General features: G+C 64.0%; 14 protein-coding genes and 1 other annotated feature. Of the genes, 3 read left to right on the top strand and 11 right to left on the bottom strand.

From position 1 onward, the window contains the following. The first annotated feature begins 173 nt into the window (after positions 1-173). Both BN1969_RS17690 and BN1969_RS17410 read left to right on the top strand, forming a co-directional pair. The gene (locus BN1969_RS17690; RefSeq protein WP_147576945.1) at positions 174-512 is read left to right on the top strand and encodes a hypothetical protein; all 339 of its coding nucleotides are present in this window, start codon (positions 174-176) and stop codon (positions 510-512) included. A 112-nt stretch (positions 513-624) separates the two neighbouring features. Further along, entirely contained in the window at positions 625-2,145 is a 1,521-nt protein-coding gene (locus BN1969_RS17410) for a peptidoglycan DD-metalloendopeptidase family protein (protein WP_050622521.1), read from the top strand. A gap of 163 nt (positions 2,146-2,308) precedes the next feature. Here BN1969_RS17410 and ileS read toward each other — a convergent pair whose 3' ends face one another. The 11 genes from ileS to BN1969_RS00555 all read right to left on the bottom strand — a co-directional run bounded on the left by ileS (position 2,309) and on the right by BN1969_RS00555 (position 11,887). Continuing rightward, a complete protein-coding gene (gene ileS, locus BN1969_RS00600) occupies positions 2,309-5,116 on the bottom strand; it encodes an isoleucine--tRNA ligase (RefSeq protein ID WP_050622520.1) in 2,808 nt (935 codons plus the stop codon). 14 nt (positions 5,117-5,130) lie between these two features. Then, positions 5,131-5,391 (bottom strand): PF20097 family protein, encoded by a 261-nt coding sequence (locus tag BN1969_RS19005; protein WP_050622519.1) that lies wholly within the window; start codon positions 5,389-5,391, stop codon positions 5,131-5,133. Positions 5,392-5,434: 43 nt separating this feature from the next. Continuing rightward, positions 5,435-5,666: a binding site (T-box leader), on the bottom strand. Positions 5,667-5,813: 147 nt separating this feature from the next. Then, positions 5,814-6,548, bottom strand: a complete 735-nt coding sequence (locus BN1969_RS00590) for a DivIVA domain-containing protein (protein WP_050622518.1) — start codon at positions 6,546-6,548, stop codon at positions 5,814-5,816. A gap of 31 nt (positions 6,549-6,579) precedes the next feature. Next, positions 6,580-7,449: a hypothetical protein gene (locus BN1969_RS00585; protein WP_050622517.1), complete on the bottom strand. Its 870-nt coding sequence runs from the start codon at positions 7,447-7,449 to the stop codon at positions 6,580-6,582. Positions 7,450-7,453: 4 nt separating this feature from the next. Further along, the gene (locus BN1969_RS00580) at positions 7,454-7,936 is read right to left on the bottom strand and encodes a cell division protein SepF (RefSeq protein ID WP_050622516.1); all 483 of its coding nucleotides are present in this window, start codon (positions 7,934-7,936) and stop codon (positions 7,454-7,456) included. 43 nt (positions 7,937-7,979) lie between these two features. Further along, entirely contained in the window at positions 7,980-8,690 is a 711-nt protein-coding gene (locus BN1969_RS00575; protein WP_050622515.1) for a YggS family pyridoxal phosphate-dependent enzyme, read from the bottom strand. Positions 8,691-8,741: 51 nt separating this feature from the next. Then, a complete protein-coding gene (locus BN1969_RS00570) occupies positions 8,742-10,010 on the bottom strand; it encodes a biotin/lipoyl attachment domain-containing protein (protein ID WP_050622514.1) in 1,269 nt (422 codons plus the stop codon). A 51-nt stretch (positions 10,011-10,061) separates the two neighbouring features. Next, positions 10,062-10,298, bottom strand: coding sequence for an RNA chaperone Hfq (gene hfq, locus BN1969_RS00565; protein WP_050622513.1), 237 nt, complete (start codon positions 10,296-10,298; stop codon positions 10,062-10,064). Between the two features lie 52 nt (positions 10,299-10,350). Further along, the gene (gene miaA / locus BN1969_RS00560; protein WP_050622512.1) at positions 10,351-11,295 is read right to left on the bottom strand and encodes a tRNA (adenosine(37)-N6)-dimethylallyltransferase MiaA; all 945 of its coding nucleotides are present in this window, start codon (positions 11,293-11,295) and stop codon (positions 10,351-10,353) included. Between the two features lie 21 nt (positions 11,296-11,316). Then, on the bottom strand, positions 11,317-11,538 hold the full coding sequence (locus tag BN1969_RS18955; protein WP_336454698.1) for a 3H domain-containing protein: 222 nt from the start codon (positions 11,536-11,538) through the stop codon (positions 11,317-11,319). After that, positions 11,480-11,887: an HTH domain-containing protein gene (locus BN1969_RS00555; protein WP_336454697.1), complete on the bottom strand. Its 408-nt coding sequence runs from the start codon at positions 11,885-11,887 to the stop codon at positions 11,480-11,482. Before BN1969_RS00555 ends, BN1969_RS18955 begins: the two co-directional genes overlap by 59 nt. Positions 11,888-12,159: 272 nt before the next feature. Between BN1969_RS00555 and recJ the strand changes: the two genes are divergently transcribed. After that, positions 12,160-14,238: a single-stranded-DNA-specific exonuclease RecJ gene (recJ, locus tag BN1969_RS00550; protein WP_050622511.1), complete on the top strand. Its 2,079-nt coding sequence runs from the start codon at positions 12,160-12,162 to the stop codon at positions 14,236-14,238. The last annotated feature ends 57 nt before the right edge of the window (positions 14,239-14,295 follow it).

Here is a 14,295-nt window from a genome sequence, read left to right as displayed (position 1 = left end):
ATTTCCGCCAAGCATTTAAATATCTGGGGTCCCTGCGGGGCATCAGGCCCGCGGGGCGGCCATACCGTGGCCGGCGTGGGCGATCATGGCGGCACGTCTCTGTTTTTCGCGCTTTGCGGCCGCTTCTCATTTAAAGATACAAAACCATATGAGACGCCGGAGAGGAGGCTCAAATGGCGGATCGCCGCAGATCAGCGGGAAGCGCTCCCCAAAGGGGAGGTGTTCGTGTTGACGTAATATTATACAGCGCCCTTTCGAGAAACGCAACATTTTTTGCGGAAAAACAGAAGAGGATCTATTTGGATCCCCGATTTGACACGGAGAAGCGGAAAAATAGGAGAGGATATTGTGATTTCGCCAAAAATTTGAGGCGGGAAAACGGGGGGCACAGGGGAGCCCACGGACAGAGTGGGGAGGACGGGACAGGGGCCACAAGATATCGTGAAAAAACCGGAAAAAGACGAGAAAAAGAAATAAAAAATTTACATTTGGAGAGGAGAAAAAGGGGTTGACGTAAAGCGGGATTGCGTGTATAGTACGTTTGTAACCAAATTGTAACATTTTCTTTTCCGTTCTGTCACTTTTGGGGCAGCGGGAAATTTGATCTGGAAGAGGTCATGATTCATGGACGAGGTTTTGCACAAGCCCGCCGGCCGCCGGCCCCGGCAGAGTGACGGCCGGGAGCTGTCAGCTCAGGAGCAGCTGGGGCTGCTGGCGCGCCGGGTGGTCACAGATTGGAAGCATTTTTATCAGTGGGCCCGGTTCCATGGCCGCCGTGTGATCCACACGGTCCATGACCTGGCGGGGGGGAACCGCGCCACCGGTCCGGTCACCTTTCTGGCGGTGTCCGGAGCGCTGGGACTGGCGCTGACTGTCTCCACCCTATACGCCCCGGCCTACACTGTCACGGTGGACGGGGATACTCTGGGTGTGGTGAGCGACCAGGCTGTGGTAGCCGACGCGGTGGCTCAGGTGGAGCGCCGAGGCACGGAGATCCTGGGACACGACTACCAGGTGGAGGGGCAGATCGGTTATGATTTCACCCTTTCCCTGCGGTCTGAGCTGACCCAGCCCGACCAGGTGGAGAACTACTTCCTGGAGCAGCTCAGCCAGGTAGCCGATGGCCTGCGCCGCTATCAGGTCAGCGTCAACGGCGTGACGGTGGGCTCCGTGGAGGAGATGGGAGCCCTGGAGTCCGTGCTGGACCAGCTGAAGGGCCAGTATGTGAATGAGAACACCATCTCCGCTGAATTTGTGGATGACATCCAGGTGGAGGATGTCTACTCGGAGGAGGGGCAGATGACCGCCGAGGAGCTCCAGACCGCCCTGATGGCCAACACCACTGGCGACACCACCTACACGGTGGTGAAGGGAGACACCTTCAACGCCATCGCCTATGCCAACGACATGTCTGTCAGCGACCTGAAGGCGCTGAATCCGGGCATCGATATCAACCGACTGATGATCGGGGACGTGCTCAATGTGAAGGAGCAGATCCCTCTGCTGTCGGTGACTACGGTGGACGACGTGACCTATACCGAGCCCATCGCATGCCCGGTGGAGGAGGTGAAGGACTCCAGCATGTATGTGGGGGACTCGAAGATCCTGACCCAGGGTACAGAGGGCGAGGCCCAGGTCCACGCCCAGGTGACCTATGTGAACGGGAGCGAGACCCAGCGGGAGATCCTGTCCTCCACCACCCTGCGCGAGCCCACCACAACAGTCAAGGCGGTGGGGACCAAGGAGAAGCCTAAGACAGCCTCCACTGGAAGCTACTCCTGGCCCATCCGGGGGCGGATCACCTCCTACTTTGGCGGGCGGAATATTTTCGGCAGTTACAGCTACCACTCCGGCATCGATATCTCCGCCTCCTACGGTGCGGCCATCAAGGCGGCAGACGGCGGCACCGTCACCTTCGCCGGCTACAAGGGGAGCTATGGCTATCTGGTCATCATCACCCACGACAACGGCACCCAGACCTATTACGGCCATAACTCTTCCCTGTTGGTGTCCGCAGGACAGAAGGTGTACAAGGGACAGCAGATCGCCAAGGCGGGCAGCACCGGCCGGTCCACCGGCACCCACTGCCACTTTGAGGTGCGGGTGAACGGCACCTCGGTGAATCCCCTGTCCTATCTCAGCTGAACGACCAGAAACCATTTGGGCTCCGGCACAGGAAAGGCTGTGCCGGAGCCTTTTCATGCCCCTTTGTACATGCGGAATAACGGGGGAATAAGAAAAGTCCCGCCGCTCAGGAGCCTGAGCGGCGGGACTTCTGATCGTTAGTCAGAAGGAAAGGAGGACCCGATCACAGATGGATGGCCTGGACCACCTTGGCACACCGGGGGCACAGGGTGGGATGGGCCGCATTGGCGCCCACCAGGGGGTGGTGCTTCCAGCAGCGCTCGCACTTGTCTCCATTGGCCTCGCTCACCAGTACCCGCACACCGGCGATGGGGGTGTCGCTCCCCTGGGCGTACAGAGCCGGGTCGTCCGACACCTCCACGTCGGAAACGATGAACAGGTCGGCCCACTGGTCCTGGAACTTCTCCTGAAGGGCGGTCAGGTTGTCCGCCTGGTCCTGGGCCCGCACCAGAGTGATGTGGGCCTCCAGGCTCTTGCCGATCTTCTTCTCGTTCCGCGCGGCCTCCAGGGCGGCATTCACCCCGTCCCGCAGCTGGATCAGAGCAGTCCAGGAGACCAACGCGCCCATGTCGTAGTCCTGGAAGGGCTGGTTCATCTCATTGAGGACCACATTGCGGGGGTCGTCACCCTCCCGGTGAGGCATGGCCTGCCAGATCTCGTCGCAGGTGAAGGCCAGGATGGGGGCGAACAGCTTAGTAATGGTGTCCAGGATCATCCACAGAGCGGTCTGAGCGGAGCGGCGCTCCAGGCTGTCCACTCCCTCACAGTACAGACGGTCCTTGATGATGTCCAGATAGAAGGAGCTGAGCTCCACCACACAGAAGTCGTTGATGGCGTGGGAGACCACATGGAACTCGTAGTTGTCGTAGGCGGCAAAGCACTTTCGGATCAGCTCGTTGAGCTTGGTCACCGCCCAGCGGTCCAGCTCCAGCATCTCCTCCGGGGACACCAGGTGATCGGGGTCAAAGCCGTCCAGGTTGCCCAGGCAGTACCGGGCGGTATTGCGGAACTTCAGATAGTTCTGGCTGAGCTGCTTAAAGATGTTGTCCGAACAGCGCACGTCCACATGGTAGTCGGCAGAACCCGCCCACAGCCGGAGCAGGTCGGCACCATACTTCTTAAAGATCTCCGCGGGGTCTACGCCGTTGCCCAGGGACTTGTGCATAGCCTTGCCCTCGCCGTCCACGGTCCAGCCGTGGGTGACGCACTCCTGGAAGGGAGCCCCCTTGCCCAGCGCGCCCACGGCGGTGAGCAGGGAGGACTGGAACCAGCCGCGGTACTGGTCCAGACCCTCCATATACATGTCGGCGGGCCAGAAATTCTGGTCCTTCTGCATGGAGGCGAAGTGGGTGGAGCCGGAGTCGAACCAGCCGTCCAGGGTGTCCTCCTCCTTGGTGAAGCCCGTCCTTGAGCCGCAGTGGGGGCAGGCGAAGTCCTCTGGCAGGATATCCTTGGCCTCCATCTCATACCAGGCGTTGGAGCCCTTCTCACCGAAGAGCCTGCTCACAGCCTCAATGGTCTCGTCGGTGACGATGGGCTTGCCGCAGTCGGCACAGTAGAACACCGGGATGGGCAGGCCCCAGCGGCGCTGGCGGCTGATGCACCAGTCGGCCCGCTCCCGGATCATGGAGATCATCCGGTCCTTGCCCCAGGCAGGGAGCCACCGAACATCGTCGCAGGCGGCCACCGCCTCGTCCTTGAAGGAGTCCACGGAACAGAACCACTGGGGGGTGGCCCGGAAGATGATGGGTTTTTTGCAGCGCCAGCAGTGGGGATAGGAGTGAACGATCTCCTCACTGGCGAAGAGGGCTCCGCTCTCCTTCAGGTCGGTAAGGATGACCGGGTTGGACTCCTCCGTCTTCAGGCCGGCGTACTTGCCCGCGTAGTCAGTGTGGCGGCCCTGGTCATCCACAGGGACCACCAGCTCCACCTTGTAGCGCTTGCAGGTCTCGTAGTCATCGGCGCCGAAGCCGGGGGCGGTGTGGACGCAGCCGGTGCCGGAATCCATGGTGACATACTCGGCGCAGCACAGCAGGGATTCCTTATCCAGGAAGGGGTGCTGGGCCTTCATATACTCGAAGTCCTGGCCGCGGAACTGCTTAACGATCTCATAGTGGTCAAAGCCGCCCGCCTGCATCACCTTGGCGCACAGGGCCTCGGCCACAATGTAGAGCTCTCCATTGTCCGCCTTGACCAGCACATAGCTCTCCCGGGGGTGAACGGCGATCGCCAGGTTGCCGGGCAGGGTCCAAATGGTAGTGGTCCAGATGACGAAGTACATGTTGGACAGGTCGCCATATTGGCTCAGACGGCCCAGATCGTCCTTTACCCGGAACTTCACATAGACAGTGGTGCAGGGGTCGTCCTGGTACTCGATCTCCGCCTCGGCCAGGGCGGTCTCGTCGTGGGGGCACCAGTACACGGGCTTAAGCCCCTTGTAGATGTAGCCCTTGCGGTACATGGAGCCGAAGACCTTGACCTCCTCCGCCTCAAAGCCGGGGTCCATAGTCTTATAGGGGTGCTCCCAGTCCCCCAGCACACCCATGCGCTTGAAGCCCTCCATCTGGATGTCGATGTATTTCTGGGCGTAGTTGTGGCAGGCGGTGCGGAACTCTGCCACGCTCATCTTCTTGCGGTTGAGCTTCTGCTCCTTGATGATGGCGGACTCGATGGGCATGCCGTGGTTATCCCAGCCGGGGATGTAGGGGGTATAGCGGCCCCGCATGGCGTACATGCGGGTGATGAAGTCCTTGATGGACTTGTTCAGGGCGTGGCCCATGTGCAGATTGCCGTTGGAGAAGGGAGGGCCGTCATGGAGGGCGAAGCGGGGTTTGCCCTCATTCTTCTTCAGCAGCTCGTGGTACAGGTCCATGTCGTTCCAGCGCTGGAGCATCCCGGGCTCCCGGTTGGGCAGACCGGCCCGCATGGGGAAGTCAGTCTTGGGGAGATTGATGGTCTTGTTGTAGTCCATGGGTTTGCTTCCTCCTATTCTGGGTCTTTTTTAGACTTTTCGATCAAATTACATAGAAATGTGACCAGGCCACACGCCCGGCAGAGCATAGCGTGGGGAAATTCCGGAAACGGGTCCCGCGTGAACATACTGGTGGTGTCATCACCTGGGGGGGCCAGTTCCACCATATCCGTGGGGCTGTGAAAAAACCGCAATTCCTGCTGGGTCCAGAAGGGATATTTTTGCGTGTGCATGGTCCCTTCTTCCATAAGAAGGCCGCACTTAGGGCACTTCATCAAAGCCACTCCTCTCTGGAAAAACAAAAACGCCCTTGTCTCTCAAAGAGACAAAGGCGAACAAGACCTCTGCGGTACCACTCTTCTTGCCGGAAGGGCATCCCGTCCCAGCCACTCAAATGCTGCCCGGTAACGGGGGCATCCGGAGGGGCTTACTCAGGTTCAGCCCCCCTGCTCCAAGGTGATCTTCCCCAGCCCCTCCCGTCCGCCTTGCACCAAACGGCGGCTCTCTGTGCGTCTCGGAGGCGGGTACTCTTCCTTTTCTGCGCATGATAACGATATACCCTTATATTCTATCCACTTTATTGAGGAATGTCAAGAATTTTGTTGAGGATTTTCATGTCTAGCACGCTCCAGTCATAGGTGCGCAGAGCGCCCCCTCCGCACGGCGGAGGGGGCGCTTCCAGTGTATCTCTGCGATCTTATTTGATCTCATAGTCCCGGCCGAACTGGAGGTTGCCGAAGTCGATGCGGCGGGTGCCGTGGACCGGCTCCTCCTCAGGCTCCTCCTCCGCCTGGGGGGCGGGGGGGAACTCTGCAGTGTCCGACAGGTCCTCTGGGCCCTCCGCAGCCTCCTGGGCGGCCTGGGCCTTTAGATTCTCGGCGGTGGCGTCTGCCATGGCCTGGGCCACCAGGCGCTGGACATTGTCATCGATCTCCTCCACGGCCTCCTCCACCGGGTCGGCCTGGGAGACCGGGGCGTCGGGGCACAGCTGGGAAAGGCCGTCCAGGTAGCGCAGCTCCTGCTCGTGGAGGGCCCGCACCTTGGCCACATAGGCAGCGGTGGCGGATTGGGCGGCGGACAGACGGAACTCCTCGTCGCCGGCCTGCTTGCGGATATTGGCCACCCGCTCCTTGGCCTCCCCTTCGGCGTCGGAGAGGATCTGGGCCTTTTTGGCCTCCGCCTCCTTCACCAGCTCGTCGGCCATCCGCTGGGCGGTCATCAGCGCCTTGCGCATGGCGTCCTCGGTGGCGCGGTACTCCTCCACCTTCTCCACCAGGACCTTCATCTTGCTCTTCAAAACGGCGTTCTCATTGTACAGTGAGGTATAGTCCGCTGTGAGCAGATCCAGAAATTCATCCACCTGAGCCATGTTGTAGCCGCCGAAGGAAGCCTTGGGAAAGGCGCGCTCGGAGACCTCCTGAGGAGTGAGCATATTCATTACCTCCTAAATCAAAACGCTTTTTTCAGCGCAGGACCTCGTCGTCGTTCTGGGCGCGCCAGTCAAAATACTGCTCCAGGACCACGGGAGTGCCGTCGTCCCAGGTGAGGTGGGTCACCAGATAGCCCATCAAGTCCGACAGGGCCTGTCCGTACAGCCGCTGGGCCGTCCAGATACCCTCTTCGGCTGGGAGCAGGGCATAGATATCCCCCTCCTCCCAGGAGGCGGGGGCGCAGGGCCAGGCGAGAGTCCCGTCCGCCTCATAGAGCGGTCCCTCTCCCCGCAGCTCCAGCCATTGGAGCAGGTCCAGCGTCTCCACGGTGCCGGTCTCTGGTACGGTGATCTGGGCGGTCATGCCGGCCTGAACGCTCTGGATAGACCAGAGGGGGAGCTCCAGGACCTGAAAAGCTCCCTTGTCATAGGAGAGGACATGCACTTCCAGCATGCCGGCCCCGGCCCCATTGGACTGTGGGATCAGACCGGCCACCACCAGGGACGCGCCCTGCCGGTCCTGGATGGAGAAGAACAGGGGCTGATCCTGCTGGGGAGAATAGTAATAATACCGGCCATTCAGGTCACAGGTGACCAAGTCATCCCCAATCTGGGCCTCTACATACCAGCGGAACAGCAGATTCCGGGAATCCGAGCCCTCCGGCGGCAGCGCCTCAGGGGGCAGGTCGTCCGCGGACTGAAGGGCATACAGGCGGACGGCCTCCTCTGCGCCGTCTCCGTCCAGATCCATGGAGAGGCAGCCGTGCTCCATGAGGAGCGGGGCCTGCGGCTCCTCGTCTTCGGAGGCGGAGGCGGCCCCTCCGCCGGCGCAGCCGGACAGCAGGGCCAGGAGCAAAAGGAGGGGGAGGAGCCGGCCCGGCGGCCGAACGGCGACGCGTCCCATCTGCTCAGAAGTACAGCCCGTTGTTCTCCAGCTCGTCGATCAGATCCCCCAGGATGTCCACATTGTAGGGGGTGATGATATAGGTGGAGATGGCCACCTTCTTGATCTTGCCCTCGTTGGCATAAGCCACGCCGGAAAGAAAATCCAGCAGGCGGCGGGCGATCTCCTTGTTGGTGGACTCCAGGTTGAGCACCACGGTGCGCTTCTCCCGCAGATGGTCGGCGATCTCGCTGGCGTTCTCAAAGCGCTCTGGCTTTACCAGCACCACCTGGAGCTGAGTAGTGGTGTGAATATTGACGACCTTGTTGCTGCGGCGCTCCGGCTCGACCGGGGCGCTGTACAAAGAGCCCGTGCGGTCCATCCGCTCGGAGCGGTCCCGGCGCTCAGGGACGGCAGCACGAGGCGCCGGCTCAAACTCCTCGAAATCGTCCTCGTCCTCATCCTCGTAGGGGTGGGCCAAGCGCTTGAGTTCATCCATAAATCCCATAGCGGTATCCTCTCTTTTCCTTGGTGTAAGCTCTGCCGCCGGTTCAACGGGCGGTGTGCATGGGCGGCCGGGGGCCGAACAGCGCGGTGCCGACCCGGACCAGCGTGGCCCCCTCGGCGATGGCGTCCTCAAAGTCGCCGCTCATTCCCATGGACAGGCAATCGATATCACATTGATTATCGGACATTTCGCGTCTTATGTCAACAAAAAGCTGATACATTTTTGCAAAAAAAGGCCGATTGGCACCGGGGAGGGGGCTGATAGGCGGGATGGCCATCAAACCCCGCAGGCGCACATGGGGCAGGGACTGAGCCAGCTCAGCCAAGGGACGGAGCTGGGCCGGGTCCACCCCGCCCTTGCTCTCCTCCATGCCGATATTTACCTCCAGCAGGATGTCCTGAACCAGGCCCAGCTTGTCCGCCTGGGCCTCCACAGCCCGGAGCAGATGCTCCGACCCCACCGACTGGATCAGGTCCACCCGTCCCACCACCTGCTTGACCTTGTTGGTCTGGAGGTGGCCGATAAAATGGACACGGGCGCCCTCATAGGCGCCGGCGGCCAGGTGGGCGGTGAGTTCTTGGACCCGGTTCTCTCCGCACAGGGTGATGCCGGCGGCGATGGCGGCGCGGATGGTGTCGTCGCTCTGCACCTTGGTGGCGGCGCACAGGGCGATATCCTCCGGGCGGCGGCCGGACGACTCTGCCGCGGCCGCCATGCGGGCCCGGACTGCCTGGACCTGCTGTTGGATGGACATATGCAATCTCTCTCTTTCTCTACAGGTGACGGGCTGCCGGATGGGCGGCCCTCAGAAATTCAGCAATTTCCCGTCATAGAGCCCGGTGGCCCGGACGATGACCTCGTCCCCCGCCCGCAGGACGGCCCGCCCCTCGGTGGCGGGGGAGACCACATAGAAGTCGGACTCCTCGGTGAGGATCTCCACCGGCTTGAATTCTGCCCGGCCGCCCACCAGGGTATAGACCCCCACCAGGTTGGTCTGGACGGTCTCGCCGGTCTCCGGATCGGTGGACTCCTGGGTGACTATGCGCAGAGCGGCCTTGGGGATGCGCAGGCCGGAGCTGCTGCCGAAGATGAGTTCCACTGTCTGGCCGCGGAGCAGAGTGATCTGGGACAAATAGCGGTTGGAGGAGAGGACCACCACCGCACGGCCGTCCACCGCCTCCCCCACCTGCTCCAGCGTCATGGGGACGTCCTGGCTGAAGGAACCGGAAAAGCGGGCGGTGACGGAGCTCTCCTTGGACAGGCGCAGGGCCTCCTCCTCCGAGACCGCGGCCGCGAAGTACCAGCGGTCGGAGGTGATGAGCTTGCCGGCGGTGCCGGAGGGGGCCGTGACCTGCTGTCCGGCCAGGGCATCCAGGTCGGCGGGGGTCATGGTCAGGATGGACTGAGGGGTGAGCAGGCTCTCATAGCCGTCGGCCAAAGAGGAGAACACCCCCGCGGCAGGAGCGGTGATGCGGCTGGTGACGCTGCTGGACTGGGTGCGCAGGGCGCGGTACTCCTCTATCAGCGACTGCCGCAGGGCGGAGAGCTGGGAGGAGTCAAGCCCCTCCCCATAGGTGTAGCTGCGCTTGAGCACCTGGCTTTTCAGCTCCATCACGTCGTCATCCAGCTGACGGTAGGAGCCAGAGGCGGAGGCGAACCGCAGGGAGGCCAGGGACTGGAGGATGGATTCGTCCAGCCGGGCGGCGGAGACGACGTCGTCGGTCTGGTTCATGGCGTAATCCAGCAGCTCGATCTCCATGGCCAGCTCCTCCATCTGAGCCTGGACGTCCAGCGCCTGGCTGTTCTGGTGGACCAGAGCCACAGTCTGGCCCCGGCCCACTTCCTCCCCTTCTGCCCGGGTAATGTCCAGGATGCCCGATTGGGCGGGGAGGAGCTGTTCCTCCCGCACCACCCAGCCGTCTGCCTCTAGGCTGTCATTGGCAGTATAGGAGTAGGTGAGGGTAGTGGTGAAGGGATCGGTAAAGCTGTCCCAGGCGTAGACGCCCAGATAGGCGGCCAGCATCACCGCCAGAAGGACGATGACCAGCGTGACCAGACTGTTGCCCTGTTTCATGTGACCGGCTCTCTTTCTCTTTTGCGGATGGGTGTGGGGATGGGGCGGGAGTTACTCCAGCTCGCCGGGCTGGCAGAGGGGGACGGGCCGCTCCGGGACGATAGTGGAGATGGCGTGCTTGTAGATCACCTGCTGCTTGCCATCGCTGGTGAGGACCACGGTGAAGGCGTCAAAGCCGGTGACATAGCCCCGCATCTGAAACCCGTTCATCAGAAAGATGGTGACGGGGCGGCGGTCCCGGCGGACCTGGGTGAGGAAGATCTCCTGAAGATTGTTGGTTTTCTGCATGGTGAGCACTCCTTTTTTCTTTAAGGCGGAGCAGAGCTCGGCCCGAGTGCCTCTATACTAAACCAAATTCTTCCAAATATTTTGTCGAAGTCCGGCAGGCCGCTTCAAAATCAGGCTCCGGTCCCCAGAAGAGCCATTTGGCCCCTTCGGTACGGCGGAACCAGGTGAGCTGGCGCTTGGCGTACTGCCGGGAGCGGAGCTTGATCTCCTCCGCGGCGGCGCAGACATCTCCGCCGCCGCGCAGCGCGGCGGCCATTTCCTTGTAGCCGATGGCCTGCATGGCGGTGCACCGCGCCGGGACACCGGAGTCCAGGAGGGCCCGGACCTCCTCCGCCAGGCCTGCGGCCATCATCTCGTCCACCCGCCGGTCGATGCGCGCCCACATGTCCTCCCGGCGCTGAAAGGCCAGGGAGAGGGTGAGGGCATCGTACCGGAGCGGGAGGGCCCGGGTCTCCCGGTTATGCTGGGAGATGGTCTTTCCGGTCTGCTGAAAGACCTCCAGGGCCCGGACGATGCGCTTGCGGTCGTTGGGGTGGAGGCGGGCGGCGGCCTCCGGGTCGGCGGCGGCCAGCTCCCCCAGCATGGCCTCCCCCCCCAGGGCGTCAAAGCGGGCCTCCAGCCGGGCGCGGAGACCGCCGTCGGGGGAGAAGGGGGCGAAGGTGCGGCCGGAGAGGAGGGAGTCCAGGTAGAGACCCGTCCCGCCGGCCACGATGGGGAGCTTGCCCCGTGCCAGGATGTCGTCCACGCAGGGGGCGGCCAGCTCCACGTACCGGGCCACGGAGAAGTCCTCCTCCGGGTCGGCTACGTCCAGCATGTGGTGGGGGATGCCCCGCATCTCCTCCGGGGTGGGCTTGGCAGTGCCGATGTCCATCCGGCGGTAGACCTGCATGGAGTCGGCGGAGACCACCTCGCCGCCGTGGCGCAGGGCCAGCTCTACGGCCAGGCGGGTCTTGCCCGAGGCGGTGGGGCCGGAAATGACCAGGATCTTTGGGGGCATGGGAGACTCCTTTCAGCGGGCTCAGGGGCCGGTATAGAGAAAGCCTGCCTGGTCCAGCGCGGCGCGGACCCGGTGCCAGGCGGCCTCATCTGGGCAGAGGATGGTGTGCAGGTGGACACCGCCGGTGAGGGCGGACAGGGGCCGTGCCCCGCTTCGGGACACCTTTTGGAGGAACTGCCCCACGTCATACCGGGAGGATAGGTGGAGCTGGCCGGTGAGCTGGCCGTAGACCGGGTGCTCCACGATCACNGGATGGGGGGAGCGGGCGGGGGGGCTGGCCGTAGCCCGGGTGCCCCCCGATCACGTCCAGCACGGGGCAGCCGTTACCCACCAGGAGCTCCAGCTCCCGGCCCATGTCCTCCGGCCGGTGGACACAGGCCAGCTGGCGGGTCAGACCGGGGGTGGGGCGGGGGAGCAGATAGCCCCGGGGGGTGGCGGCGATGTCCAGCCCGCCGGCCCTCAGCAGGGCGATGTCCCCCACAATGATCTGCCGGCTGACAGAAAAACGGGCCGCCAGGACGGAGGCGGAGACCGGCCCGGCCGCCTGGGAGAGATAGTCGGACAGCGCGGCCCGGCGCTGGACTGCGTCCATGGGGGACCCTCCTCTCTTGAAGATCTGGGTGATATTTAATCATAGCACAGATCGGAGCGGGAAGCAACTGCCGTCTGCGGCACGCCGGGCACCAAATCTTTCCGGGGACCGCTTTTGGCGCGTTTGATGGCTGCATGCGCCCCTTCGTTCCGCTCCCGCGGCACAGACAAAGGGGGCTGGGTCGGAATTTCTCTTGAAGGATCTTAAATAGATGTGTTATAATACTATTCTGAGCAACTATAGCCGAAGGGCGGGAAAGGAGCGGGTGGCCTGTGAAGTATGAAAAATGGACGGTGGCCCCTCCTGATCCGGCTGCCCTGGCTGCCCTGGAGGAGGCGGGGATCTCACCTCTGCTGGCGGCGGTGCTGTCCGCCCGGGGCGTACGTGCGCCGCAGGAGGCCCGGGCCCTGCTGGAGGGTGGGGAGACGGCCCTGGAGGACCCGCTGGCTCTGAAGGATATGGCACAGGCGGCCGGCCGGGTCAGGCTGGCTCTGGAGCGGGGAGAGACCATCGCAGTCTACGGGGACTACGATGTGGATGGCATCACCGCCACCTGCCTGCTGACCGATTTCCTCCGACGGAAGGGCGGGGCAGTCATCCCCTATATCCCAGACCGGCTGGAGGAGGGCTACGGCCTGAACCGGGAGGCGGTGACGGCCCTGAAGGAGCAGGGCGCCTCCCTGATCGTCACGGTGGACTGCGGCATTACTGCCCTGGAGGAGACCGCCTGGGCCCGGTCCCTGGGGATCGATGTGGTCATCACGGACCACCACGAGTGCAAGAGCGGCCTGCCCGCCGCCCAGGCGGTGGTGGACCCCCGGCGCAGCGACTGCCCCAGCGCCTGCAAGGGCCTGGCCGGCGTGGGGGTGGCCCTGAAGCTGGCCATGGCCATCAACGGACCAGAAGGGGACGGAGACGTGCTGGCGGAGTACTGTGACCTGGCCGCCGTGGGGACGGTGGCCGACGTGATGCCTATGACCGGGGAGAACCGGACCATCGTCCGGCTGGGGCTGGAGGAGCTCTCCCACCCCCGCCGGCTGGGCCTGGCCCTGCTGATCCGGGAGGCGGGGCTGGAGGACAAGGCCATCACCGCCACCTCGATCGGCTACACCCTGGCGCCCCGGATCAACGCCTCCGGCCGGATGGGCCGGGCCCAGATGGCGGTGGAGCTCCTCCTCACCAGGGACCGGGAGCGGGGGGAGCAGCTGGCCCAGGAGCTGTGCGCCCTGAACCGGGAGCGGCAGACCATTGAGGGCGAGATCTTCCGGCAGTGTGTGGATCGGCTGGACCGGGCCCCCCAGAAGGGGGCGGTGCTGCTGGCCGACCCGGAGTGGCACCAGGGCGTGGTGGGCATCGTGGCCTCCCGCCTGACGGAGCGGTACGGCTGCCCTGCGTTTATGATCTGCCTGGACCACGGGATGGGGAAGGGCTCTTGCCGCTCCTGGGGCGGCGTGAACCTGTTTGAGCGGCTGGCAGAGTGCAGTGACCTGCTGGAGGGCTTCGGCGGCCACGCCCTGGCCGCCGGCTTCACCGTGCGGGAGGAGAACATCCCGCTTCTCTCCCGCCGCCTGCGGGAGGGTTTGGAGCGGGCCCTGGGGGCCGGGGCATCCCCAGCCGCCCTGGAGGCCGACGCAGAGGTGGAGGCCCGGGAGCTCACTGTGGAGGCGGTGGCCGATCTGGACCGGCTGGAGCCCTGCGGTACTGGCAACCCCCGGCCCGTCCTGGTGCTGCGGGGGGCCCTGATCCAGTCCATGTCCCAGGTGGGGCGGGGCCGCCACCTGAAGCTGCGGCTGGAGTCCAAGGGGACCCCGCTGGACGCCATTTTCTTTTCCGCCGACGGGGCCGAGCTGGGGCTGGCCCCCGGCGGCCGGGTGGATGTGGCCTTTTATCCCCAGATCAATGAGTTTCGAGGCACCCGCTCGGTGCAGCTCCAGGTGGCGGACCTGCATCCGGCCCCCACCCGGGCTCAGGCGGAGCGGGCTGTCTATGAGAAATACCGCCGGGGGGAGGGCCTGACCCCGGCAGAGGCCCGGCTGCTGATGCCTTCCCGGGCGGAGTTTGTGGGGCTGTGGCGCTATCTTCAGCACCGGTGCGCCGGGCTGGGCCGGGTGGAGGACACCGCCTCCCGCATTGCCCGGGGGGCCTCCCGGGCCACCGGACAGAGGGAGGCCGCCGAGCGGGTCCTGCTGTGCTTGGAGGTGCTGGCGGAACGGGGGCTGATCGACCTGGAGACCGGTCCGCAGGGGGTGGCGGTCTCCCTGCGGCAGGTGGAGAGGAAGGTGGACCTGGAGGCCTCCCCCATCCTGGGCCGTCTGCGGCAGGCCATCCGCGGCGGCAGTGCGGAGGCGTAGCGCCGAGGAGAGAAGGCGCTGCGCGCTTTGGGCGGCCCCCGCTTTACTCTAAACTTT

It is taken from the genome of Clostridium phoceensis, from assembly GCF_001244495.1.
GTDB lineage: Bacteria > Bacillota > Clostridia > Oscillospirales > Oscillospiraceae > Lawsonibacter > Lawsonibacter asaccharolyticus.
This window is presented reverse-complemented; position numbering and strand designations above follow the sequence as displayed.

What these genes read in the sequence shown, in the direction of transcription:
- BN1969_RS17410 (WP_050622521.1), top strand. Translation starts at nt 625, where the DNA reads ATGGACGAGGTTTTGCACAAGCCCGCCGGCCGCCGGCCCCGGCAGAGT.
- hfq (WP_050622513.1), bottom strand. Translation starts at nt 10,298, where the DNA reads ATGCAGAAAACCAACAATCTTCAGGAGATCTTCCTCACCCAGGTCCGC.
- BN1969_RS00590 (WP_050622518.1), bottom strand. Translation starts at nt 6,548, where the DNA reads ATGCTCACTCCTCAGGAGGTCTCCGAGCGCGCCTTTCCCAAGGCTTCC.
- BN1969_RS00570 (WP_050622514.1), bottom strand. Translation starts at nt 10,010, where the DNA reads ATGAAACAGGGCAACAGTCTGGTCACGCTGGTCATCGTCCTTCTGGCG.
- BN1969_RS00580 (WP_050622516.1), bottom strand. Translation starts at nt 7,936, where the DNA reads ATGGGATTTATGGATGAACTCAAGCGCTTGGCCCACCCCTACGAGGAT.
- miaA (WP_050622512.1), bottom strand. Translation starts at nt 11,295, where the DNA reads ATGCCCCCAAAGATCCTGGTCATTTCCGGCCCCACCGCCTCGGGCAAG.
- BN1969_RS00585 (WP_050622517.1), bottom strand. Translation starts at nt 7,449, where the DNA reads ATGGGACGCGTCGCCGTTCGGCCGCCGGGCCGGCTCCTCCCCCTCCTT.
- BN1969_RS19005 (WP_050622519.1), bottom strand. Translation starts at nt 5,391, where the DNA reads ATGAAGTGCCCTAAGTGCGGCCTTCTTATGGAAGAAGGGACCATGCAC.
- BN1969_RS17690 (WP_147576945.1), top strand. Translation starts at nt 174, where the DNA reads ATGGCGGATCGCCGCAGATCAGCGGGAAGCGCTCCCCAAAGGGGAGGT.
- BN1969_RS00575 (WP_050622515.1), bottom strand. Translation starts at nt 8,690, where the DNA reads ATGTCCATCCAACAGCAGGTCCAGGCAGTCCGGGCCCGCATGGCGGCC.
- ileS (WP_050622520.1), bottom strand. Translation starts at nt 5,116, where the DNA reads ATGGACTACAACAAGACCATCAATCTCCCCAAGACTGACTTCCCCATG.